The following is a 21,665-nucleotide window of genomic DNA, read 5'->3' as shown; positions in this document are numbered from 1 at the left end:
GGCAGCGCCCCGTCCCCCTTCGCTCTCCACGCAAAGACTGCCCACCCATGCCTGCCTTGCCCCTCTCCTCCAGGGCCTTGAGCGCCCTGGCCCTGGCTGCCGGCCTGACACTTGCCGGGGCCCTGCCGCGCCCTGCCCTGGCAACCGACCTGCTGGCCGCCTGGGCGGGGGCCGAGCAGCACGACCCCGAGCTGGCCGTGGCGCGTGCCGCCCGTGCCGGCGCCCAGCCGCTGCGCGAGCAGGCCGCCGCCCTGTGGCGCCCGGGCGTGCAGCTTGCCGCCAGCGCCGGCGCCGCCAGCCATGACAGCGACACGCGTGGCGCCCACTTTGCCGCGCCCGGCATGGGCCAAAACGACGGGGTGGATTTTTCCACCTCCGTCCACGGCGGCACGGCCACGCGCTGGGCGCTGCAGGCCAGCCAGCCGCTGTACCACCCGCAGCGCCGCGTCCAGCAGCAGCTGCTGCAGCTGCAGGCCGACAGGGCTGAGCTGCAGTGGCAGGCGGCGCACCAGCAGGCCATGCTGCGCACCGCCGAGCGCTACCTGGACGCCGCCCTGGCGCAGCAGGCCCTGCAGCTGACGCGCCAGCAACTGCAGGCCGTGCAACGCGCGCTCGAAGAAGCGCAGGAGCGCTTTCGCATCGGCGACGCGCCCATCACCGACACCCACGAGGCCGGCGCCCGGCTGGCTGCGCTGCAGGCGCAGGAGCTGGCCGCGCAGGTCGCGCTGCAGGTCAAGCAGCGCCTGCTGGCCGACACCACCGGCCTGCCGCCCGAGACCCTGCGCCCGCAGCTGCCCGTCGCCGCGGCTACAGCCGCGAACGCCAGTGCCGCCACCGCCCTGCCCCTGGCGCACTGGCAGCAGCAGGCCGAAGACGCCAACCCCGGCATCCGCCTGCAGCGGCTGGCGCAGGAGCTGGCGCGCGCCGAGGCCGAGCGGCACAGCGCCCGCGCCGCGCCCAGCGTCGAGCTGGTGGCCCAGGCCGGTCAGGAGCGACTGCACGGCAGCGGCGACTTTGGCCGCTCGCGCAGCAGCGCCCGCAGCGCCAGCGTGGGCGTGCAGCTCACCGTGCCGCTGTACACCGGCGGGATGCGCGAGGCCCGTCAGGAGCAGGCCCTGCGCCAGCTCGAACAGGCCCAGGCGCAGGCGGACAGCACGCGCCAGCAGGTCGCCAGCCAGACCCATGCCGCCTGGCTGGGCCTGTCCGCCGGGGCGCAGCGCGTGCAGGCGCTGGAGCACGCGCTCAACGCCAGTCGGTCGCGCCTGGACGCCACGCGCACCGGGCGCGAGGCCGGCGACCGCACGCTGCTGGACTGGCTCAACGCCCAGAACGACGCCGCCGCCGCCGAGCTGGCTTTGAGCCAGGCGCGCGGCGCGCTGCTGCTGGACGGCCTGCGCCTGGCCCTGCTGGCCGGCCAGCTGGACGAACAGCGCCTGCGGGCCGCCAGCCAGGCATTGGCTGCGGCAGCGGCAGATGCCGCCACAGGCAGCGCCCAGAAAGAAAAGGAGTGAAAAAAATGCTGGCCAGCAAGTGTATTTACTCACTTTTCAATAGCTGATGGCGCTTGTCCAGCAAGGGAAAAACAGCAAAAGGAGGCAAAAAATGACATTCTGGGATCAGGCTTTCGACAGCCCGCACTACAAGTACGGCACCGAGCCCAATGCCTTCGTGCGCGAGCAGGCACGGCGGCTGCCCCCGGCGGCCCGCGTGCTGGTGCCCGGCGACGGCGAGGGGCGCAACGGCGTCTGGCTGGCGGCCCAGGGCCACGAGGTGCTGTCCGTCGATGCCTCCGCCGTGGGTCTGGACAAGGCCCGCGCTCTGGCCCGCCAGCAGGGCGTGGCCCTGCAGACCCTGCAAGCCGACCTGGACACCTGGACGCCCGAGCCGGCCAGTTGCGACGCCGTGGTGCTGACCTACGTCCACCTGCCTTCGCAGGTGCGCCCCACCATCCACCGCCGCCTGGCGCGCGCCCTGCGCCCGGGCGGCTGGCTGCTGCTGGAGGCCTTCACCCCGCAGCAACTGGCCTTCGCCAGCGGCGGCCCCAAGGACGTGGACATGCTCTACACCCTGGCCGCGCTGCGCCAGGACTTCGCCGGCCTGCTGCGCGAGGAACTGGGCGCCGAAGTGCTGGCCAACCTGGACGAAGGCCCGGGACACCAGGGGCCGGCGCAGGTCGTGCGCTGGCTGGGACAGGCGCTGTAGCCACGCCGGCACAGACCAGGAAACAACCAGGAAACAGGGAGATGACCATGCCCATGCACCCCCATCCGCAAGGCAGCCCGGCCCCGGCTGGCGCCACCCAATCCTCCACCGCCCTGCCCCTGTCCCGCCGCGCCTGGCTGGGTGCAGCCGCAGGGGCAGGAGCTGCCGCCGGCATCGGCCTGGGGGCCACTGCCGCCCCGGCCCATGCCGCCCGCCTGCCGACCAAGGCGCACATCGTCATCGCCGGCAGCGGCCTGGGCGGCATCGCCGTGGCGCACCGCCTGCAAGGCCTGCTCGATGGCGCGCGCATCACCATCATCGATGCCAAGCAGGCACACCACTACCAGCCCGGCTACACCCTGGTGGCCACGGGCGTATGGCCGGTGGACAAGGTCATCGAGCGCAACGCCGCGCTGCAGCCCGCCGGCGTGCAGTGGGTGCAGGACATGGTGGCCGAGTTCGACCCGGCGGCCAACACGGTGGTCACCGCCAGCGGCCAGCGCATCACCTACGACTACCTGGTCGTGGCCACCGGCACGCACCAGGACTGGGCGCAGATCGAGGGCATGGATATCAAGGCCATCGGTAGCAACGGTCTGGCCAGCGTCTATCCCAGCGCCGAGGCAGCTGTCGCCACCTGGGCCGCCATGGACAGCTTTCGGCAAAAGGGCGGCCAGGCCGTCATGACGCTGCCGGCCACGCCGCTCAAGTGCGCCGGCGCGCCGCTGAAGATGACCTTCATGCTGCGCGACCGGCTGGCGCAGGCCGGCACCCTGGACAAGTCGAGCATCACCTTCTATTCGGCGCTGCAAAACGTCTTTGGCGTGCCGGCGGTCAACGACAGCGTGCTCCAGCGCTGGCAGGCCCTGGGCGTGGGCGTGCAGTACGGGCAAAAGCTCACGGCCATCGACATCGGCGCACGCCGCGCCACCTTCGCCACGCCCGAGGGCGAGACCAGCGAAGTGCCCTACGACTTCATCCACGTCGTGCCGCCCATGCGCGCCGTCGATGCGGTGAAGAATTCGGATCTGGCCTGGCAGGACGGCCCCATGGCCGCCGGCGGCTGGCTGGAGGTGGACAAGAACACCCTGCAGCACCGGCGCTACAAGAACGTCTTCGGCCTGGGCGACACCAATGGCACGCCGCGCGGCAAGACGGCGGCCACCGTCAAGAAGAGCGCGCCCATCGTCGCCCGGCATCTGGTGGAGGTCATCGCCGGGCGCACGCCGGGCGAGGTGTTCGATGGCTACACCTCCTGCCCCATGATCGTGCGCGAGGGTTCGGCCTGGCTGATCGAGTTCGACTACGAGGGCCGGCTCACGCCCTCGCTGCCCATGATCGAGCCGCTGCAGGACAGCTACGCCGCCTGGCTGATGAAGATCCGGATGCTCAAGCCCGCCTACATGGCGGTGCTCAAGGGCCGCGTCTGATGTGCGTGCGATGCTTTGTCGAGACTTTCCAAGGAGACACGTCATGTACGAAATCTGGCTGGTGCTGAACATCCTCTACGAAATCGCCCTGGGCCTGGGGCCGGTGCTGCTGGCGCTGGCCGTGGTCTGGCTGGCGCTGATGGTGCTGGCGCGCTCGCGCCTGAGCCTGCTGGCGCTGCGCCGCGCCCTGTTTCCGGCCAGCTTCGTGGCCGGCCTGCTGTTCTTCACGCTGCCCCACCTGACCCAGTCCTCGTTCGACAACATGGGCTACTGGGTGGACTGGCTCAACCTGCTGGGCATGGCCCTGGGCCTGGGTGCGGCGTTTGCGCTGTTCGCCTGGCCGCTGGTGGCCATGTTCTGCCTGGCCTGTGCCGGCGGCGCCTGCCCGGCCCGGCCAGCCAACTGAGCCGGCCAGGCACAACATCCCGAGTGCCCTGCCTTTTCTTTTCATTCTTCAAGGAGCTGTTCCCATGACTTCCTGGCAAATCGTGCGCCTGCTGGCCGGAACCTTCATCCTGCTGTCGCTGGCCCTGGGCGTCCCTGGCAGCCCGTTGTTCATGAGCCCGTGGTGGCTGGCCTTCACCGCCTTCGTCGGCGCCAACCTGCTGCAAAGCAGTGTCACGAAATGGTGCATGCTGGAGCACGCCCTGAGGAGGCTGGGCGCCCCACCCGGCTGCTGAACCGAATGTTGAACCCTGCAAAGGAAGCCCATGAAAACCGCCCTTGAACTGGTGGCTGAGGCCAAGGCCCGCGTCCACGAACTGTCCGTCGCCGAGGCCGCGCAGGCCGTGGCTGCAGCCGATGTGCTGATCGATGTGCGCGAGCCCGACGAGTACCGCCAGGGCCACCTGCCCGGCGCCGTGAACATGCCGCGCGGCCTGCTGGAGTTCCAGCTCAGCAGCAACCCGGCCTGCCAGAACACCGACCTGAACGTGCTGCTGTACTGCAAGACCAGCGGCCGCGCGGCGCTGGCAGCGTGCGCCATGCAGGACATGGGCTACCGCAACGTCCGCTCTATCGCTGGCGGCTACGACGCCTGGGCCGCCGCCGGCCAGCCGGTGCAGCAATCCAAGCTGCCGCAGTTCGGCTGACCCCCCATCCCGACGTCTGTCTTTTTGCAACCCTGAGGAGAGCTTCCATGAAACTCAACGTTGGCGGCTTCGACCGCATCCTGCGCATCATCGTCGGCCTGGGGCTGATTGCTCTGGCCGTCACGGGCACCATCGGCTGGTGGGGCTACATCGGCATCGTGCCCCTGGTGACCGGGCTGTTTCGCTTCTGCCCAGCCTATGGCCTGCTGGGCATGAGCACCTGCCCCATCAAACAGCAGCCGCCGCGGTCGTAAGACCCGTTGCCGTGGGCCGCAGCCCCAGCCGCGCCAGCAGGCGCTCGTCGTCCTGGGCCTCGGGGTTGCCGGTGACCAGCAGCTGGTCGCCGTAGAAGATGGAATTGGCCCCGGCCAGAAAGCACAGCGCCTGCACCGCATCGCCCAACTGCTGGCGCCCCGCCGACAGGCGCACGCGGGCGCGCGGCATGGTGATGCGCGCGACGGCAATGACGCGCACGAAGTCCAGCGGATCGATCGGCTCGCTGTCGGCCAGGGGCGTGCCGGGCACCGGCACCAGGCTGTTGATGGGCACGGATTCGGGGTACGGGTCGAGGTTGGCCAGCTGCGCCAGCAGGCCGGCGCGGTGCGCCGGCGCCTCGCCCATGCCGATGATGCCGCCGCAGCAGACCTTGACGCCGGCGCCGCGCACGGCCTGCAGGGTGTCCAGTCTGTCCTGGTACTGGCGCGTGCTCACCACGTCCTGGTAGTACTCGGGTGCGGTGTCCAGGTTGTGGTTGTAGTAGTCCAGCCCAGACGCCTTGAGCGCCTGCGCCTGGGTGGGGGTCAGCATGCCCAGCGTGGCGCAGGTTTCCAGCCCCAGCGCCTTGACGGCGGCGATGCGCTCGGCCATTTTTTCGATGTCACGCTCCTTGGGCGCACGCCAGGCCGCGCCCATGCAAAAGCGCGTGGCGCCGGCATTCCGCGCGGCCCGGGCGGCGGCCAGCACCTCATCGAGCGGCAGCAGCTTTTGCGCCGCCACGCCGGTGTCGAACTGCGCCGACTGCGGGCAGTAGCCACAGTTTTCCGGGCAGCCGCCGGTCTTGACCGACAGCAGCGTGGCCAGTTCGATGTCGCCGGCCGGCCAGTGCTGGCGGTGCACGGCCTGGGCCTGCCAGAGCAGGTCCAGGAAGGGCTGGTCGAGCAGAGCTTGGATGCCGGCGACGCTCCAGCACTGGGGCGGGCGGGCGCTGGTGGCCTTCGGGGACAGAAAAGTGAGCGGCCTGGCGACCGCTTCGGGGGCAGAGGGGGACAGGGCTTCGTTCATGGCGGCGCATTGTGGCCGTGCCAGCCGCCTCCTGGCACACCTGCGGCTGCAAATAGTCGGCCCTTGGCAAGAGGTGGCAAAAGATGGCATTTTTCGCCAAATTTGCCATCAGAAAAAGATTTTTCGCGGCACTTTGGCGTCGTTTGTCTGCAATACGGCAAAAATGCGGGAAGCCGCCGCCGAACCACGGCAAAAGACGGCAAAAGCCCCCCGCTGCGCCAAAATAAGACGACAGATCGATGCAAGCACCCTGCCCGGCAAGATTTGATAAAAAACCAGCGCCAAACCCGTACCAGACAAGCGCTGACAGCTATCAAATTTGATATTTTTCGGGTTTTCCCACAACGCTTTTCAAAGCGTGCTCGTGCCCAGCGCAGAGCGCCCTCAATCCAGCTGCGCGCGCAGAAAGGCCAGCACCGCCGGATCGTTGCAGTGCGCCACGTTGAAGCGCAGCCAGGCATTGGGCTGCAAGTCGATGGTGAACAGGTGGCCGGGGCCGAGCAGCATGTCGTGCTCGGCGGCGCGGTAGGCCAGTTCGGTGGAGTCGGCGATGCGCGGGTGCCGCGCCCACAGCAGCATCCCGGCCTTGGGTTCGGCAAACAGCTCGAAGCCCAGGTCGAGCAGCTCCGAGGCCACGCGCTGCTGGGCCACGGCCAGGCGGTCGCGCAGCGCCTTGGTGTGCTTGCGCCAGCGGCCATCGAGCAGGGCGCCGTAGGCCAGGCGCTCTGTGAACTCCGATGAGGTCAGGCCCGAGACCATCTTCAGTCGCGCCAGCTCCTCCAGCAGATCCGGGTGCGCCGCCAGGTAGCCCACGCGGATGTTGGGCGAGATGGTCTTGGAAAAGCTGCTGACATAGACCACGCGGCGCAGTTGATCCAGGCTGGCCAGCGTCGGGCGCGGCTCGGGGTCGAGGTCGGCGTAGATGTCGTTTTCCACAACCACGAAGTCGTATTTCTCGGCCAGCTGCAGCAGCCGGTACAGGTGCGCCACCTGCGCCGTCGAGGCCGTGGGGCTTTGCAGCCGGGGTTGGGTGAACAACACCTTGGGCCGGTGCTGGCGCACGCGCTCCTCCAGCAGCTCCAGGTCGTAGCCCTGGGCGGTGCGCGGCGCACCGATCAGCCGCGCGCCCTGAAAGCGCAGCGCCGACAGCTGGTTGGCATAACCCGGGTCGTCCACCAGCACGGCGTCGCCCGGGCGCAGCAGCTGGCGCGCCACCAGGTCGAGCGCCTGGGTCGAGCCCTGGGTCAGCAGCAGCTGCTCGGCGCTGGCTGCCACCTCGTGCTCGGCCAGCAGGTCGCGCACCAGCTGGCGCAGCGGCAGATAGCCCTTGGGCTCGCCGTAGCCGCCCAGGTCGGCATCCTCGGCGGCCAGCGCGCGCAGGCTGCGGCGCACGCCGTCATGGAACAGCCACTCGCCGGGCAGCCAGCCGCAGCCGGGCTTGAGGCGCAGCGCCCGGTTCTCGAAGATGCGCTGCATGTACCACATGGCATCGAAGCGGTACTGGCCGCTGGACACCGGCTCGGCAGCCGGCTCGGGCTGCAGCGCATCGGCGCGCCTGCGCACGAAAAAACCCGAGTGCGGCCGCGACACGCAATAGCCCTGCGCCACCAGCCGGTCGTAGGCATCGACCACGGTATAGACGCTGATGCCGTGCATGTGGGCGAACTGGCGGATGGAGGGCAGCTTGGCGCCGGGGCGCAGGCTGCCGCTGTCCACCAGTTCGCGAAAGCCCTCGACCACCTGCACGACAAGAGGGGTGGCGGACTGGTGATCGAGCGAGAACATGGCGGCAGGCAGCAAGAGGGGGCAAGGCGGGCGCCCCGAGGCACACGGATGGCGGCAGGGCTGCAGGGCAGGAGCCGGGCGGGTGGGCTGGCCCGGCAAATGCCCAGGGTTTGCCCGCTCAGGGTTTGTCTGGACAGGGTTTTGCTGTACAGGCTGGCCGGGCAGCACAGTGCATTGGCTGTGGCGCGGCAACTGTATATGTTAGTTCCGGCCAGCCCTTCCTACAGTGGCGCGACGACGGCCTCAACGCCTGACCCAAAGCCCGAGCGCACCCCCAGGAAGGACATCCACTCATGCAACGCGAACCCCATCTCGACAACGCCGCCCTGTTTGCCCGCCGCGAGGCCGCCATTGCGCGCGGCGTGGGCCACTCCCACCAGATCTTCATCGACCGGGGCGAGAACGCCGAAATCTGGGACGTGAGCGGTCGGCGCTACATCGATTTTGCCGGCGGCATCGCCGTGCTCAACACCGGGCACCGCCACCCTGCCGTGGTGCAGGCGGTCAAGGAGCAGCTCGACCGCTTCACGCACACCTGCTTTCAGGTACTGGCCTACGAGAGCTATGTCGAGCTGGCCGAGCGCCTGAACGCCAAGGCGCCGGGCGACTTCGCCAAGAAGGCGCTGTTCCTCACCACCGGCGCCGAAGCGGTGGAAAACGCCGTCAAGATCGCCCGCGCCCACACCGGCCGCCCGGGCGTCATCGCCTTCACCGGCGGCTACCACGGCCGCACGCTGATGACCATGGGCCTGACCGGCAAGGTCGTGCCCTACAAGGCGGGCTTCGGCCCCTTCCCGGCGGATATCTTCCATGCGCGCTTTCCCAATGCGCTGCACGGCGTGAGCGTGCAGGACGCCATCGATTCGCTGGAGAGCATCTTCAAGAACGGCATCGAGCCCACGCGCGTGGCTGCCATCATCATCGAGCCGGTGCAGGGCGAGGGCGGCTTCAACGTCGCGCCGCCAGCGCTGCTGCAGCACCTGCGCGCGCTGTGCGACCAGCATGGCATCGTGCTGATCGCCGACGAGGTGCAGACCGGCGCCGGGCGCACCGGCAAATGGTTTGCCATCGAGCATAGCGGCGTGGCCCCGGATCTGATCACCATGGCCAAGTCCATGGCCGGGGGCTTTCCCATCTCCGCCGTCATTGGCCGTGCCGAGATCATGGACGCGCCCAACCCCGGCGGCCTGGGCGGCACCTACGCCGGCAACCCACTGGCCTGCGCCGCCGCACTGGCGGTGCTGGACGTGTTCGAGCAGGAAAACCTGCTGCAGCGCGCCGAGGACGTGGGCCAGCGCCTGATGCTCAATCTGCAGGAGCTGGCGCAGCAGCACGCCTGCATCGCCCAGGTGCGCGGCTTGGGCGCCATGGTGGCCATGGAGCTGTGCCAGGACGGCGATCCGGCCCGCCCCGATGCGCAGCTGGCCAAGAACCTGTGCACCCAGGCGGCCGAGCGCGGCCTGATCCTGCTGTCGTGCGGCACCTACGGCAACGTCATCCGCATCCTGGTGCCGCTCACGGCCAGCGATGCGCTGCTCGACGAGGGCCTGGCCATCGTCGGGCAGTCGCTCCAGGCCGCGCTGGCGGCAGGCTGAGCGCGCGCGGGCGCCGGACAGTCCCGCAACCTCTACAGTTCGGCGCCTGAGCCGTTTCGCACGACAACCGATGGAATTGCCATGACAGCTAGCGATGCCCTCGTCACCTTCCGAGGGGTGCAAAAGACCTATGACGGCACCAGCCTGGTGGTGCGCGACCTGAACCTGGACATCCAGCGCGGCGAATTCCTGTCGCTGCTGGGGCCTTCGGGCTCGGGCAAGACCACCACGCTGATGATGCTCGCTGGATTCGAGTCGCCCACCGCCGGCGAGATCAGCCTGGACGGCGTGCCGATCACGCGCACGCCGCCGCACAGGCGAAATTTCGGCATGGTGTTCCAGAACTACGCGCTGTTTCCGCACATGACGGTGGCCGACAACATTGCCTACCCGCTGCGCGTGCGCAAGCTGCCGGCGCACGAGCGTGAGTCGCGCGTGCGCCGGGCGCTGGAGATGGTGCAGATGGACACCATGGGCGCGCGCTACCCGGCGCAGATGTCGGGCGGCCAGCAGCAGCGCGTGGCGCTGGCGCGCGCGCTGGTGTTCGACCCGCAACTGGTGCTGATGGACGAGCCGCTGGGCGCGCTGGACAAGCAGCTGCGCGAGCACATGCAGCTCGAACTCAAGGCGCTGCACCGGCGCCTCGGGGTGACCTTCGTCTATGTCACGCACGACCAGTCCGAGGCGCTCACCATGTCCGATCGCGTGGCCGTCTTCAACGACGGGCGCATCCAGCAGATCGATGCGGTCGATCAGCTCTACGAGCGCCCGGTCAACCGCTTCGTGGCCGGCTTCGTGGGCGACAACGCCGCTCTCAAGGCGCGCATCCAGGCCCTGGACGGCGAGGACTGCGAAGTGGTGCTGGACGACGGCGCGCGCCTGCGCGGCATCAACGTCAACCGCGCCGCCGTGGGCGATGCCGTGCAGTGCTGCGTGCGCCCCGAGCGCATCGCTCTGGCCGGCGCCGCCGGCGCCAACACCCTGCCCGGCACGGTGCTGGACATCATCTATTTCGGCGACCACCTGCGCCTGCGCTGCCGCATGGCCGGCGACGCCGAGGTCATGGTCAAGCTGCCGCTGGGCCACGAAGCCCTGCCCCGGCCCGGCCACGAAGTGCATCTGCACGCCCCGGCGCAGCACATGCGCGTCTATCGCTGACGGCAGGCCAGCGCGCTGGCCCGGCCCTTGTTCACCCCATCACGACAACACCATCCCCGAGGAGACATCACCATGATCCGTTCCACCGCCCGCACCGCACTGCTGGCCGCTGCCGCCGCCCTGGCCCTGCCCGCCCTGGCGCAGCAGGCCATCACCGTGGTCAATTTCGGCGGCGCCAATGGCGCAGCACAGAAAAAAGCCTATTTCGATGCCTACGAGAAAGCCACGGGCGGCAAGGTCACGCAGGTGGAATACAACGGCGAGCAGGCGCGCATCAAGGCCATGGTCGAGGCCAAGAAGGTGACCTGGGACGTGGTCGAGGTCGAAGGCCCGGACATCAGCCGGGGCTGCGACGAGGGCCTGTTCGAGACCATGGACTGGAGCCGCATCGGCAACAAGGCCGACTTCCTGCCCGCTGCCGTGCATGAGTGCGGCGTGGGCACCTTCGTGTGGTCCACCGTGCTGGCCTACAACGCCGACCGGCTCAAGACCGCGCCCACCGGCTGGGCGGACTTCTGGGACGTGAAGAAATTCCCCGGCAAGCGCGGCCTGCGCAAGGGCGCGCGCTACAACCTGGAGTTCGCCCTGATGGCCGATGGCGTCAAGGCCGCCGACGTGTACAAGCTGCTGTCGAGCAAGGAAGGGGCCGACCGCGCCTTCAGAAAGCTGACCGAGCTCAAGCCGCACATCCAGTGGTGGGAGGCCGGCGCGCTGCCGCCGCAGTTCCTGGTGGCCGGCGACGTGGCCATGACCAGCGCCTTCAGCGGCCGCATCGACGCCGCGCAACGCGAGGGCCAGAACCTGCAGATCACCTGGGCCGGCGGCATCTACGACCTGGACTTCTGGGTCATGCCCAAGGGCGTCGTCAACAAGGACGCGGCCATGAAATTCATTGCCCTGGCCAGCAGCGCCGAGACGCAGGCCGAGTACGCGCGCCACATTTCCTACGGCCCGACCAACACCCGGGCCATGGCCAGGATCGACGCCAAGACGCAGGCGCTGCTGCCGACCTCGCCGGCCAACAGCCGCGATGCGTTGCGCTTTGACGTGGCCTTCTGGGCCGACCAGGGCGAGGCCCTGGAAAAGCGCTTCGCCGCCTGGGCCGCCCAGTAAGCGCGCGCCGTCCACGCCAGCGCTTCGACCATGCAAGCCACCACCCTGACCCTGCCTCCGGGCCGCGCCGCCCCGGCGGATCTGCGCCAGCAACTGCGCGCCAGCGAGCGTCGCCGGCGCCTGCGCTCGATCGCGCTCACGCTGCCCTTGCTGGCTTTTTTGCTGGCCGTGTTCGTCGTGCCCCTGGCCGCGCTGATGATCCGCGCCGTGGAAAACCCCGAGGTGGCGGGCACCCTGAGCGCCACCGGCAGCGTGCTGGCCGACTGGGACGGGCGCAGCGCCCCGCCCGAGGCCGCCTACGGCGCGCTGGTGCGCGACCTGTCCGGGCTGCAGGAGACGGCGCAGGCCGGAGCGCTGGCGCGCCGCCTCAACAGCGAGGTCAGCGGGGCGCGCTCGCTCATCATGGGCACCTACCGCGCCCTGCCGCTGGAGCCGGGCCTGAGCGACGCCCAGGTGCGCGAGCAGCTGCTGCAGCTGGATGCGCGCTGGGCCGAGCTGCCCTACTGGCAGGCGATCGCCAAGAACTCGGCGCGCTGGACGCCCGACTACCTGCTGGCCTCGGTCGATCTGCGGCGCAATTCGCAGGGCGAGATCGTCGCCGTGCCCGCCGAGGCGGCGGCCTTCCGCGACATCCTGGTGCGCACCTTCGAGATGAGCGCCACGGTGACGCTGATCGCCATCTTGCTGGGCTACCCGCTGGCCTACTGGCTCAGCCTGCTGCCCGAGCGGCGCGCCAATCTGATGATGATCCTGGTGCTGGTGCCGTTCTGGACATCGGTGCTGGTGCGCATCGCCGCCTGGATCGTGCTGCTGCAAAACAACGGCCTGCTCAACCGCGCGCTGATGGGCCTAGGCCTGACCGAAGCGCCGGTGGCGCTGCTATTCAACCGCCTGGGCGTGGTCATCGCCATGGTGCATATCCTGCTGCCCTTTCTGATCCTGCCGCTGTACAGCGTCATGAAGACCGTGCCGCCCAACTACCTGCGCGCCGCCATCTCGCTGGGCAGCACGCCGCTGGCGGCCTTCTTCAAGGTGTATGTGCCGCAGACCTACCCGGGCGTGGCGGCGGGCGGGCTGCTGGTGTTCATCACCTCCATCGGCTACTACGTCACCCCGGCGCTGCTGGGCGGGCCAAGCGACCAGATGCTGAGCTACTACGTTGCCCAATACACCAACGTGGAAGTCAACTGGGGCATGGCGGCAGCGCTGGGCTCGGTGCTGCTGGTGACCACGCTGGCGCTGTACGCCGTCTATCGCAAGTTCGGCAAGGCCGAGCTGGGCATGGGCTGAATCCACAATAGCACCATGACGCAAGGCACCGCCATGAGACCCTCCCGCTTTCCCGCCCACTACACGCTGGCCGACAAGCTCGGCTGGCTGGGCCTGCGCGCCTTCGGCAGCGCCGTGCTGCTGTTTTTGCTGCTGCCCATCTTCGTGATCGTGCCGTTGTCGTTTTCCAGCGGCTCCTTCCTGGCCTATCCGCTGCCGGGCTGGTCGCTGCAGTGGTACCGCGAGCTGTTCGGCTCGCCCGAGTGGGCGCGCGCGGCGCGCAACAGCTTCATCGTGGCGCCGCTGGCCACGCTTCTGGCCACCACGCTGGGCACACTGGCCGCCATGGGCCTGGCGCGCGCGCAGTTCGCCGGCAAGGGACTGCTCAGCGCGCTGCTGATCTCGCCCATGGTGGTGCCCATCGTGGTAGTGGCCGTCAGCACCTACCTGTTCTTTGCCCGCATCGGCCTGAGCGAGAGCTACCTGGGCCTGGTGCTCGTCCATGCGGCGCTGGGCGCGCCCTTCGTCGTGACCACGGTGCTGGCCACGCTGCAGGGCTTCAACCAGAACCTGGTCAAGGCCAGCCTGAGCCTGGGCGCCGGGCCGGTGCAGACGTTTTTCCGCATCACGCTGCCGGTGATTGCGCCGGGCGTCATCTCGGGCGCGCTGTTTGCCTTTGCCGCGTCCTTCGACGAGGTGGTGGTCACGCTGTTCCTGGCCGGGCCGGAGCAGGTCACGCTGCCGCGCCAGATGTTCACCGGCATCCGCGAGAACATCTCGCCGGTCATCGCCGCCGTGGCCACGCTGCTGACCCTGTTCACCACGGCACTGATGATGACGCTGGAGTGGCTGCGCGGGCGGCGCAAATAACTCCTGCAGTTCCAGTCAAAACCCCTCGAAACCCTTGCCAGGCAAGGGCAAGCCACTCTTTATCCAATAGCACCATGACCTCTGCCCAACCCAGTCCCCTGGCCCAGCTTCGCGACCCGGCGCTGCTCAAGAGCGATGCCCTGATCGACGGCCAGTGGGTCTGCGGCGCCAGCCGCTTTGCCGTCCACGACCCGGCCACGGGCGCGCACCTGGCCGATGTGGCCAACCTGGGGCCGCAGGACGCGCAGGCCGCCATCGCGGCCGCGCACGCCGCCTGGCCGGCCTGGAAGGCGCTCACCGCCAAGGAGCGCTCCATCGTGCTGCGCCGCTGGTTCGACCTGCTGATGGCGCACCAGGACGACCTGGCGCGCATCATGACCGCCGAACAGGGCAAGCCCCTGGCCGAGGCGCGCGGCGAGGTCGCCTACGGCGCCAGCTTCGTCGAGTGGTATGCCGAGGAGGCCAAGCGCGTCAACGGCGAGACGCTGCCGCAGTTCGACAACAACCGCCGGCTGCTGGTGCTGCGCCAGCCGATCGGCGTGTGCGCGGCCATCACGCCGTGGAACTTCCCGCTGGCCATGATCACGCGCAAGGTGGCGCCGGCGCTGGCGGCGGGCTGCCCGGTGGTCATCAAGCCGGCGGAGCTGACGCCGCTCACCGCCCTGGCCGCCGCCGAGCTGGCGCAGCGCGCCGGCATCCCTGCCGGGGTGCTGAACATGCTGTGCGCCGACGCTGCGCAGTCGGTGGCCATCGGCAAGGTGCTGTGCGAAAGCCCCACGGTGCGCCACATCAGCTTCACCGGCTCAACCGAGGTGGGCCGCATCCTGATGGCCCAGTCGGCGCCCACGGTCAAGAAGATGTCGCTGGAGCTGGGCGGCAACGCGCCCTTCATCGTCTTCGACGATGCCGACCTGGACAGCGCCGTGGAGGGCGCCTTTGCCAGCAAGTACCGCAACGCCGGCCAAACCTGTGTGTGCTCCAACCGCTTCTATGTGCAGGACGGGGTGTATGAGGAATTCGTCCAGCGCTTCGTCGCCAAGGTGCGCACGGCCCGGGTGGGCAACGGCTTCGAGGACGGCGTCAACCAGGGGCCGCTGATCGAGGAGGCAGCGCTGGCCAAGGTGCAGCGCCATGTGGACGATGCCCTGGCGCGCGGCGCTCGGGTGCTCACCGGCGGGCGGCGGCTGCCGGGCCTGGGTAGCGGCCAGTTCTACGAGCCCACGGTGGTGGCCGACGCCACGCCCGACATGCTGTGCGCGCGTGAGGAGACCTTCGGCCCGTTTGCCCCGGTGTTCCGCTTCAAGACCGAGGCCGAGGCCATCGCGGCGGCCAACAACACCGAGTTCGGCCTGGCCAGCTACTTCTACAGCCGCGACGTGGGCCGCATCTTCCGCGTCGGCGAGGCGCTGGAGTACGGCATGGTGGGCATCAACGTCGGCATCCTGGCCACCGAGCACGTGCCCTTTGGCGGCGTCAAGCAGTCCGGCCTGGGCCGCGAAGGCTCGCACCACGGCATGGATGACTACGTGGAACTCAAATACCTGTGCGTGGGCGACATCGCCCGCTGAGGCAGGCTTGCGGATCTGTTGCTGCACGTCGTTTTGATAGCTGTCAGCGCTTGTCCAGCAAGGGTTTGAGCCGATTTTGACCATATTTTCATCATGACTGACATCTCCTCCAGGCCCGCCGCCTTGGCCGGCATCCGTGTGCTCGACCTCTCGCGCGTGCTGGCCGGCCCGTGGTGTACGCAGGTGCTGGCCGACCTGGGCGCGGACGTGATCAAGGTCGAGCGCCCCGGCGCCGGCGACGACACGCGCCACTGGGGGCCGCCCTTTCTGCGCGACGCCCAGGGGCACGAGACCGACCAGGCAAGTTATTTCACCGCCTGCAATCGCAACAAGCGCTCGGTCACCATCGACATGGCGACGCCCGAGGGCCAGCAGCTCATCCGCCAGATGGCGCAGGACTGCGACGTGCTGGTGGAGAACTTCAAGGTAGGCGGCCTGGCGCGCTATGGCCTGGACTGGGAGAGCCTGCGCGCCCTCAACCCGCGGCTGATCTACTGTTCGGTCACCGGTTTCGGCCAGGACGGGCCGTATGCCGAGCGCGCCGGCTACGACCTCATGGTGCAGGCCATGACCGGCATGATGAGCATCACCGGCCGCAGCGATGACGCGCCTGGCGGCGGGCCGCTGCGCGTGGGCGTGGCGGTGATCGACCTGTTCACCGGGCTGTATGCCAGCAACGCCATCCTGGCGGCGCTGCACGTGCGCGAACGCACCGGGGCGGGCCAGCACATCGACATGGCGCTGCTCGATGTCGGCATGGCGGTGCTGGCGAATCAGGCCGCCGGCTTTCTGGCCACGGGGGTGGCGCCCGGCAGGCAGGGCAACACGCATCCGAGCCTGGCGCCCTACCAGGACTTCCCGACCCGCGACGGCGCCATGCTGCTGGCCATCGGCAACGACGGGCAGTTCGCGCGCTTTTGCGCCGCTGCCGGCCGGCCCGAGTGGGCGCAGGATGCGCGCTTTGCCAGCAACACGCTGCGCGTGCGGCACCGCGAGGCGCTGATCCCTGCCATGGAGGCGGTGACGCGCACGCGCACAACTGCCGAGTGGATTGCACTGCTGGAGGACAAGGCCGTGCCCTGCGGCCCCATCAACACCATTGCCGAGGCCTTCGACGATGCCCAGGTGCGCGCCCGTGGCCTGCGCGTGGAGCTGCCGCGCGATGCGGGCGACGGCGTGGCGCGCATCGCCACCGTGGCCAGCCCGCTGCGCCTGTCGGCCACGCCGCCGGTGCTGCATCGTGCGCCGCCGGCGCTGGGGCAGCACACGGATGAGGTGCTGCGCGAGTGGGGGGTGGATGATGTGCGCCTGGCCGAACTGCGCGCGCGCGGGGTGGTTTGACGAGCAAAAACCGCCCTCACCCCAACCCTCTCCCGCACGCGGGAGAGGGAGCCGCCAGATTCAGCCCAGCGCCGCAATCACCTCCGGCGGCGCCTGCACCAGCTCGACCAGGACGCCCTCGCCGGCGATCGGAAATTCCTCGCTGGCCTTGGGGTGCAGGAACGTGATGTCGTGCCCCGCCGCGCCCCGGCGGATGCCGCCCGGAGCAAAACGCACGCCCTGGCTGGTCAGCCACTCCACCGCCCGGGGCAGGTCGTCGATCCACAGGCCGATGTGGTTCAGCGGCGTGGCGTGTACGGCCGGCTTTTTCTCGATGTCCAGGGGCTGCATGATGTCCACCTCGACCGTGTGCGCGCCGCGCCCCACGGCCAGGATGTCCTCGTCCACGTTCTCGCGCTCGCTCACGAAGGTGCCGGTGTGAGTCAGGCCCAGCATGTCCACCCAGAGCCGCTTCATGCGCTCCTTGTCGGTGCCGCCGATGGCGACCTGCTGGATGCCCAGCACGCGGAATGGGCGTGGCTGTGTGCTCATGTCATAGACTTTCAAACTTGATAGCTACAAGCCCTTGACCAGCAAGGGCTGGGGCAGGTTTTCATTCAAATTCCAGGATGACCTGATCCACGGACAGGGACGCTCCCTTGTCCGCTGCCACCTTGGCCACCACGCCGTCCTGCGCGGCAAAGAGGACGTTTTCCATCTTCATTGCCTCGATGACGGCCAGGCGCTCGCCCGCCTGCACCTTCTGGCCAGGCTGCACCGCCACATCGACCAGCAGGCCGGGCATGGGCGAGAGCAGGAACCTGGACAGATCCGGCGGCGCCTTGTAGGGCATCAGTTTGAACAGCTCGGCGCGGCGCGGCGTCAGCACGATGGCGTCGATCTGCGCGCCGTTGTGCGAGATGCGCAGCACCAGGGGGTTCTTGGGCGTGCCGCGCTCGATCTGCGCCGTGAAGCCCTGGCCGTTGCACGCGCCCAGCACGCAGATGCTGCCCAGGTGCGCGCTGCTGGTGATGCGGTAGCTCTTGCCGCCGACCTGCACCGTGCTGGCGCCCGACTGACTCTCGTAATCCGTCACTTCGACGTTGTGATACTGCTGCTCGCCGCCCTGGCCCAGGGTGACCACGACGAACGCCTCGCCCACCTGCACGCCGTGCCCGGCCAGCTGTCCGCTGATGCCGCTGGCGCGGGCGCGGTAGCGCCGGTGCATGTAGGCAGCCAGGGCGACCAGAAATTGCGGGTCGTCGTGCTGCACGTCCTCGGACGCAAAGCCGTGCGGGTAGTGCTCGGCGATGAAGCCGGTGTTGAAATTGCCCGAGACGAAATCCGGGTGCGCCAGCAGCGCCGCCTGGAAGGGGATGTTGCTGCTGATGCCGCGGATCACGAAGCCGTTGAGCGCGGCGCGCATCTTTTGGATAGCGTCGTCGCGGTCCGTGCCGTGCACGATGAGCTTGGCGATCATCGAGTCATAGAACATCGGGATCTCGCCGCCCTCATAGACGCCGGTGTCCACGCGCACGCCGTAGCGCCCATCGGTCTCGCCCTGGAACAGGTTCTGCTCGGGCGGGGCAAAGCGCACCAGCCGGCCCGTGGAGGGCAGGAAGTTGCGGAAGGGGTCTTCGGCGTTGATGCGGCACTCGATGGCCCAGCCGTCGCGCTTGACGTCCTGCTGCGCCAGCGGCAGCTTCTCGCCGGCGGCCACGCGGATCATCAGCTCGACCAGATCCAGGCCGGTGATGCACTCGGTCACCGGGTGCTCGACCTGCAATCGGGTGTTCATTTCCAGGAAGTAGAAATCCTGGTCCTTGCCGACGACAAATTCCACGGTGCCGGCGGACTGGTACTTCACCGCCTTGGCAAGCTGCACGGCCTGCTCGCCCATGGCCTTGCGGGTGGCGTCCGAGATGAAAGGCGACGGGGCTTCTTCGATCACCTTCTGGTGGCGGCGCTGGATGGAGCACTCGCGCTCGTTCAGATAAATCACATTGCCATGCGCGTCACCCAGCACCTGGATCTCGATGTGGCGCGGCTCCTGCACGAATTTCTCGATGAAGATGCGATCGTCGCCAAAGCTGTTGCGCGCCTCGCTCTGGCAGCTGGCAAAGCCCTCGTGCGCTTCCTTGTCGTTGAAAGCCACGCGCAGGCCCTTGCCGCCACCACCGGCGCTGGCCTTGATCATGACGGGGTAGCCGATGCTGCGGGCGATCTCCACCGCCTGGTCGGGGCCGGCGATGGCGTCGTTGTAGCCGGGGATGGTGCTGACCCCAGCTTCGCCGGCCAGCTTCTTGGAGGCGATCTTGTCGCCCATGGCGGCAATGGAGTGCGCCTTGGGGCCGATGAAGGCGATGCCCTCTTCCTCGCAGCGGCGTGCGAAGGCCTCGTTTTCCGACAGGAAGCCGTAGCCGGGGTGGATGGCCTGGGCGCCGGTCTGCCTGGCGGCTGCAATGATGCGGTCGGCCTGCAAATAGGACTCGCGGCTGGGCGCGGCGCCGATGTGCACGGCCTCGTCGGCCAGCTTGACGTGGCGCGCGCTGGCGTCAGCGTCGGAATACACCGCCACGGTGGCGATGCCCATTTTCTTGGCCGTGGCGATCACGCGGCAGGCGATCTCACCGCGGTTGGCGATCAGAATTTTGGTGAACATGACAACTTCCTTTTGAATCTTCCGGCAATCAAGGCGTATCCCAAGCAGCGTCGAAATAATCGCTATCAACGTGCTGAATAACGAGGGTCTTCGTGGTGGCTACACCCACTCCATGCTCCACCATCAGTCGAGCCAGTTGTGTGCCGTCGATTAACGCCACCTTTTGGTTTTGCAGACGTCCCGCAAATTCACGTGCGTCGCGAGTAAAGCCAGCGCTTGTGATGAAAACGCCCTTGGTAGCGCCAGCCCCCGTCAACGCACCCAAGAATTGCTGGACCTCAGGTCGCCCAACGCTGTTCTCTGTGTAACGCTTGGCTTGGATGTAAATGGAACTTAGGCCAAGCTTGTCTTCGTGTACGAGGCCATCGATACCGCCATCTCCGCTAAAGCGAGTGACATGACCAGATGACACATCAAACCCGTAACCCATTGCAAGTAATACATCGACCACCAACCGCTCGAATTGCTGCGGCAATACCTGCCTTACGCGATCCAGGACATCTGACCGTAATTGAGTGGTCAATTGCTCCATTGCGAGGTCCAGCGCTTCGTCTGGAGATTGTGAAATCGCAGGGAGCTCCGCAGTGCGAAACAGTGGCTCGTCGAAGCCACCAATATTCCGGCGCTGCGTTCCCTGCTCAGTGATTTGCACGACGCCCCGTGCAGGCGTCTGGATTGTTCCATCGTCTTTCAGGTGCTGGCGCGCCCATCGCACGAGGTTCTCGAACTTGAGCGCGCCGCTCGCGTGGCGCGTTGCCAAGTCCTCGGGTGTAAGTTCGAATTTGCGGGCCAACACCGGCACCAGTTCGCGCAGCAAATGCGGCTGTCCGTCTTGGAGTTCGTCCAGCAGCGCCGCCTTGATGGCGTTGAATTTCGGGATGGTCATGAGGCGTCTGAGCTCACGACGGAATCAAAGCGGGATGTTGCCGTGCTTGCGCCACGGGTTCTCGAGCTTCTTCTCGCGCAGCATGACCAGACTGCGGCAGATGCGCTTGCGGGTCTCGTGCGGCAGGATCACGTCGTCGATGTAGCCGCGCGCGCCGGCGACGAAGGGGTTGGCGAAGCGCTCCTTGTATTCCGCCTCGCGGGCGGCGAGCTTCACCGGGTCGTTCTTGTCCTCGCGGAAGATGATCTCCACCGCGCCCTTGGCGCCCATCACGGCGATCTCGGCGTGGGGCCAGGCCAGGTTCACGTCGCCGCGCAGGTGCTTGGAGCTCATCACGTCGTACGCGCCGCCATAGGCCTTGCGCGTGATGACGGTGATCTTGGGCACGGTGCACTCGGCATAGGCATACAGCAGCTTGGCGCCGTGGCGGATGATGCCGCCGTACTCCTGGGCGGTGCCGGGCATGAAGCCGGGCACGTCGACAAAGGTGACGACGGGGATGTTGAAGGCATCGCAAAAGCGCACGAAGCGCGCCGCCTTGATGCTGGAGCGGATGTCCAGGCAGCCGGCCAGCACCAGCGGCTGGTTGGCGACGATGCCCACCGTCTGCCCTTCCATGCGCGCCAGTCCAATGATGATGTTCTTGGCGTAGTCGGGCTGCAGCTCGAAGAAGTCGCCGTCGTCCACGGTTTTCTGGATCAGCTCCTTCATGTCGTAGGGCTGATTGGGGTTGGCCGGCACCAGCGTGTCCAGACTCAGGTCCTTGCGATCGGCCGGGTCCTGGCTGGGGCGCACGGGCGGCTTTTCGCGGTTGTTGAGCGGCAGGTAGTTGTACAGGCGGCGCAGCATGAGCAGCGCCTCGACGTCGTTCTCGAACGCCATGTCGGCCACGCCGCTCTTCGTGGTGTGGGTGATGGCGCCGCCCAGCTCCTCGGCCGTGACTTCCTCGTGCGTCACCGTTTTCACGACTTCGGGGCCGGTCACGAACATGTAGGAGCTGTCCTTGACCATGAAGATGAAGTCGGTCATGGCGGGCGAATACACGGCACCGCCGGCGCACGGGCCCATGATCATGCTGATCTGCGGGATGACGCCCGAGGCCATGACGTTGCGCTGGAACACCTCGGCGTAGCCGCCGAGCGACGCCACGCCCTCCTGGATGCGCGCGCCGCCCGAGTCGTTCAGGCCGATGACCGGGGCGCCGACCTTCATGGCCTGGTCCATCACTTTGCAGATCTTCTCGGCATGCGCCTCGGACAGCGCCCCGCCGAACACGGTGAAGTCCTGGCTAAACACGAACACCAGGCGGCCGTTGATCATGCCGTAGCCCGTCACCACGCCGTCGCCCGGAATCTTGTTGTCCTGCATGCCGAAGTCGGCGCAGCGGTGCTCGACGAACATGTCCCATTCCTCGAACGTGCCGTCATCGAGCAGC

21 protein-coding genes are annotated in these 21,665 nt (G+C 68.1%); 15 read left to right on the top strand and 6 right to left on the bottom strand.

Going from position 1 to position 21,665, the window contains the following annotated elements; genetic code table 11:
• Positions 1-47 precede the first annotated feature (47 nt).
• From RT051_RS07395 to RT051_RS07365, 7 genes are all read left to right on the top strand, one after another.
• The gene (locus tag RT051_RS07395; RefSeq protein ID WP_313074406.1) at positions 48-1,511 is read left to right on the top strand and encodes a TolC family protein; all 1,464 of its coding nucleotides are present in this window, start codon (positions 48-50) and stop codon (positions 1,509-1,511) included.
• 91 nt (positions 1,512-1,602) lie between these two features.
• On the top strand, positions 1,603-2,202 hold the full coding sequence (locus tag RT051_RS07390) for a class I SAM-dependent methyltransferase (protein WP_313074403.1): 600 nt from the start codon (positions 1,603-1,605) through the stop codon (positions 2,200-2,202).
• Between the two features lie 47 nt (positions 2,203-2,249).
• Positions 2,250-3,632 (top strand): FAD/NAD(P)-binding oxidoreductase, encoded by a 1,383-nt coding sequence (locus tag RT051_RS07385; protein ID WP_313074400.1) that lies wholly within the window; start codon positions 2,250-2,252, stop codon positions 3,630-3,632.
• 43 nt (positions 3,633-3,675) lie between these two features.
• Positions 3,676-4,038, top strand: a complete 363-nt coding sequence (locus RT051_RS07380; protein WP_313074397.1) for a hypothetical protein — start codon at positions 3,676-3,678, stop codon at positions 4,036-4,038.
• Between the two features lie 64 nt (positions 4,039-4,102).
• A complete protein-coding gene (locus RT051_RS07375) occupies positions 4,103-4,312 on the top strand; it encodes a DUF2892 domain-containing protein (protein ID WP_313074394.1) in 210 nt (69 codons plus the stop codon).
• A gap of 30 nt (positions 4,313-4,342) precedes the next feature.
• Positions 4,343-4,723 (top strand): rhodanese-like domain-containing protein, encoded by a 381-nt coding sequence (locus RT051_RS07370; RefSeq protein ID WP_313074391.1) that lies wholly within the window; start codon positions 4,343-4,345, stop codon positions 4,721-4,723.
• Between the two features lie 47 nt (positions 4,724-4,770).
• Positions 4,771-4,977: a DUF2892 domain-containing protein gene (locus tag RT051_RS07365; protein ID WP_313074388.1), complete on the top strand. Its 207-nt coding sequence runs from the start codon at positions 4,771-4,773 to the stop codon at positions 4,975-4,977.
• Here RT051_RS07365 and bioB read toward each other — a convergent pair.
• Complete coding sequence (gene bioB / locus RT051_RS07360; RefSeq protein ID WP_313074385.1) at positions 4,952-6,004, bottom strand: biotin synthase BioB; 1,053 nt, start codon at positions 6,002-6,004, stop codon at positions 4,952-4,954. The genes RT051_RS07365 and bioB overlap by 26 nt on opposite strands.
• Here bioB and RT051_RS07355 point away from each other — a divergent pair.
• On the top strand, positions 6,003-6,272 hold the full coding sequence (locus tag RT051_RS07355; protein WP_313074383.1) for a hypothetical protein: 270 nt from the start codon (positions 6,003-6,005) through the stop codon (positions 6,270-6,272). The two genes, bioB and RT051_RS07355, sit on opposite strands and share 2 nt — an antisense overlap.
• Before the next feature lie 116 nt (positions 6,273-6,388).
• Here RT051_RS07355 and RT051_RS07350 read toward each other — a convergent pair whose 3' ends face one another.
• Complete coding sequence (locus tag RT051_RS07350; RefSeq protein ID WP_313074381.1) at positions 6,389-7,789, bottom strand: PLP-dependent aminotransferase family protein; 1,401 nt, start codon at positions 7,787-7,789, stop codon at positions 6,389-6,391.
• Positions 7,790-8,082: 293 nt separating this feature from the next.
• Here RT051_RS07350 and gabT point away from each other — a divergent pair, with 293 nt between their 5' ends.
• The 7 genes from gabT (at position 8,083) to RT051_RS07315 (ending at position 16,703) form a co-directional block, all read left to right on the top strand.
• Positions 8,083-9,384: a 4-aminobutyrate--2-oxoglutarate transaminase gene (gabT, locus tag RT051_RS07345; RefSeq protein ID WP_313074378.1), complete on the top strand. Its 1,302-nt coding sequence runs from the start codon at positions 8,083-8,085 to the stop codon at positions 9,382-9,384.
• Between the two features lie 81 nt (positions 9,385-9,465).
• A complete protein-coding gene (locus tag RT051_RS07340) occupies positions 9,466-10,542 on the top strand; it encodes an ABC transporter ATP-binding protein (protein WP_313074376.1) in 1,077 nt (358 codons plus the stop codon).
• A gap of 72 nt (positions 10,543-10,614) precedes the next feature.
• Positions 10,615-11,655 carry an ABC transporter substrate-binding protein gene (locus RT051_RS07335; RefSeq protein WP_313074373.1) on the top strand — a complete coding sequence of 347 codons (1,041 nt, stop codon included), beginning with the start codon at positions 10,615-10,617 and terminating at the stop codon, positions 11,653-11,655.
• Between the two features lie 30 nt (positions 11,656-11,685).
• On the top strand, positions 11,686-12,945 hold the full coding sequence (locus tag RT051_RS07330; protein ID WP_313074369.1) for an ABC transporter permease: 1,260 nt from the start codon (positions 11,686-11,688) through the stop codon (positions 12,943-12,945).
• Between the two features lie 15 nt (positions 12,946-12,960).
• Positions 12,961-13,794, top strand: a complete 834-nt coding sequence (locus RT051_RS07325; RefSeq protein WP_409520569.1) for an ABC transporter permease — start codon at positions 12,961-12,963, stop codon at positions 13,792-13,794.
• 74 nt (positions 13,795-13,868) lie between these two features.
• Positions 13,869-15,362, top strand: a complete 1,494-nt coding sequence (locus tag RT051_RS07320; RefSeq protein ID WP_313074367.1) for an NAD-dependent succinate-semialdehyde dehydrogenase — start codon at positions 13,869-13,871, stop codon at positions 15,360-15,362.
• Between the two features lie 93 nt (positions 15,363-15,455).
• Positions 15,456-16,703 carry a CaiB/BaiF CoA-transferase family protein gene (locus RT051_RS07315; RefSeq protein ID WP_313074364.1) on the top strand — a complete coding sequence of 416 codons (1,248 nt, stop codon included), beginning with the start codon at positions 15,456-15,458 and terminating at the stop codon, positions 16,701-16,703.
• Positions 16,704-16,763: 60 nt separating this feature from the next.
• Here the strand turns inward: RT051_RS07315 and RT051_RS07310 are convergent, their stop codons facing one another.
• The 4 genes from RT051_RS07310 to RT051_RS07295 form a co-directional block, all read right to left on the bottom strand.
• Entirely contained in the window at positions 16,764-17,234 is a 471-nt protein-coding gene (locus RT051_RS07310; protein ID WP_313074362.1) for a VOC family protein, read from the bottom strand.
• Positions 17,235-17,295: 61 nt separating this feature from the next.
• The gene (locus tag RT051_RS07305; RefSeq protein WP_313074360.1) at positions 17,296-19,344 is read right to left on the bottom strand and encodes an acetyl/propionyl/methylcrotonyl-CoA carboxylase subunit alpha; all 2,049 of its coding nucleotides are present in this window, start codon (positions 19,342-19,344) and stop codon (positions 17,296-17,298) included.
• Between the two features lie 28 nt (positions 19,345-19,372).
• Positions 19,373-20,230, bottom strand: coding sequence for a restriction endonuclease (locus RT051_RS07300; protein WP_313074357.1), 858 nt, complete (start codon positions 20,228-20,230; stop codon positions 19,373-19,375).
• 24 nt (positions 20,231-20,254) lie between these two features.
• Positions 20,255-21,665, bottom strand: a 1,411-nt coding sequence (locus RT051_RS07295; RefSeq protein WP_313074354.1) for an acyl-CoA carboxylase subunit beta, incomplete at its 5' end; no start/stop codon positions are given.

The sequence above is a fragment of the Melaminivora sp. genome (genome assembly GCF_032059615.1).
Classification (GTDB): Bacteria; Pseudomonadota; Gammaproteobacteria; order Burkholderiales; family Burkholderiaceae_C; genus Melaminivora.
Note: the sequence above shows the minus strand (reverse complement) of the source record. Positions and strands in the feature narration are given on the sequence as shown.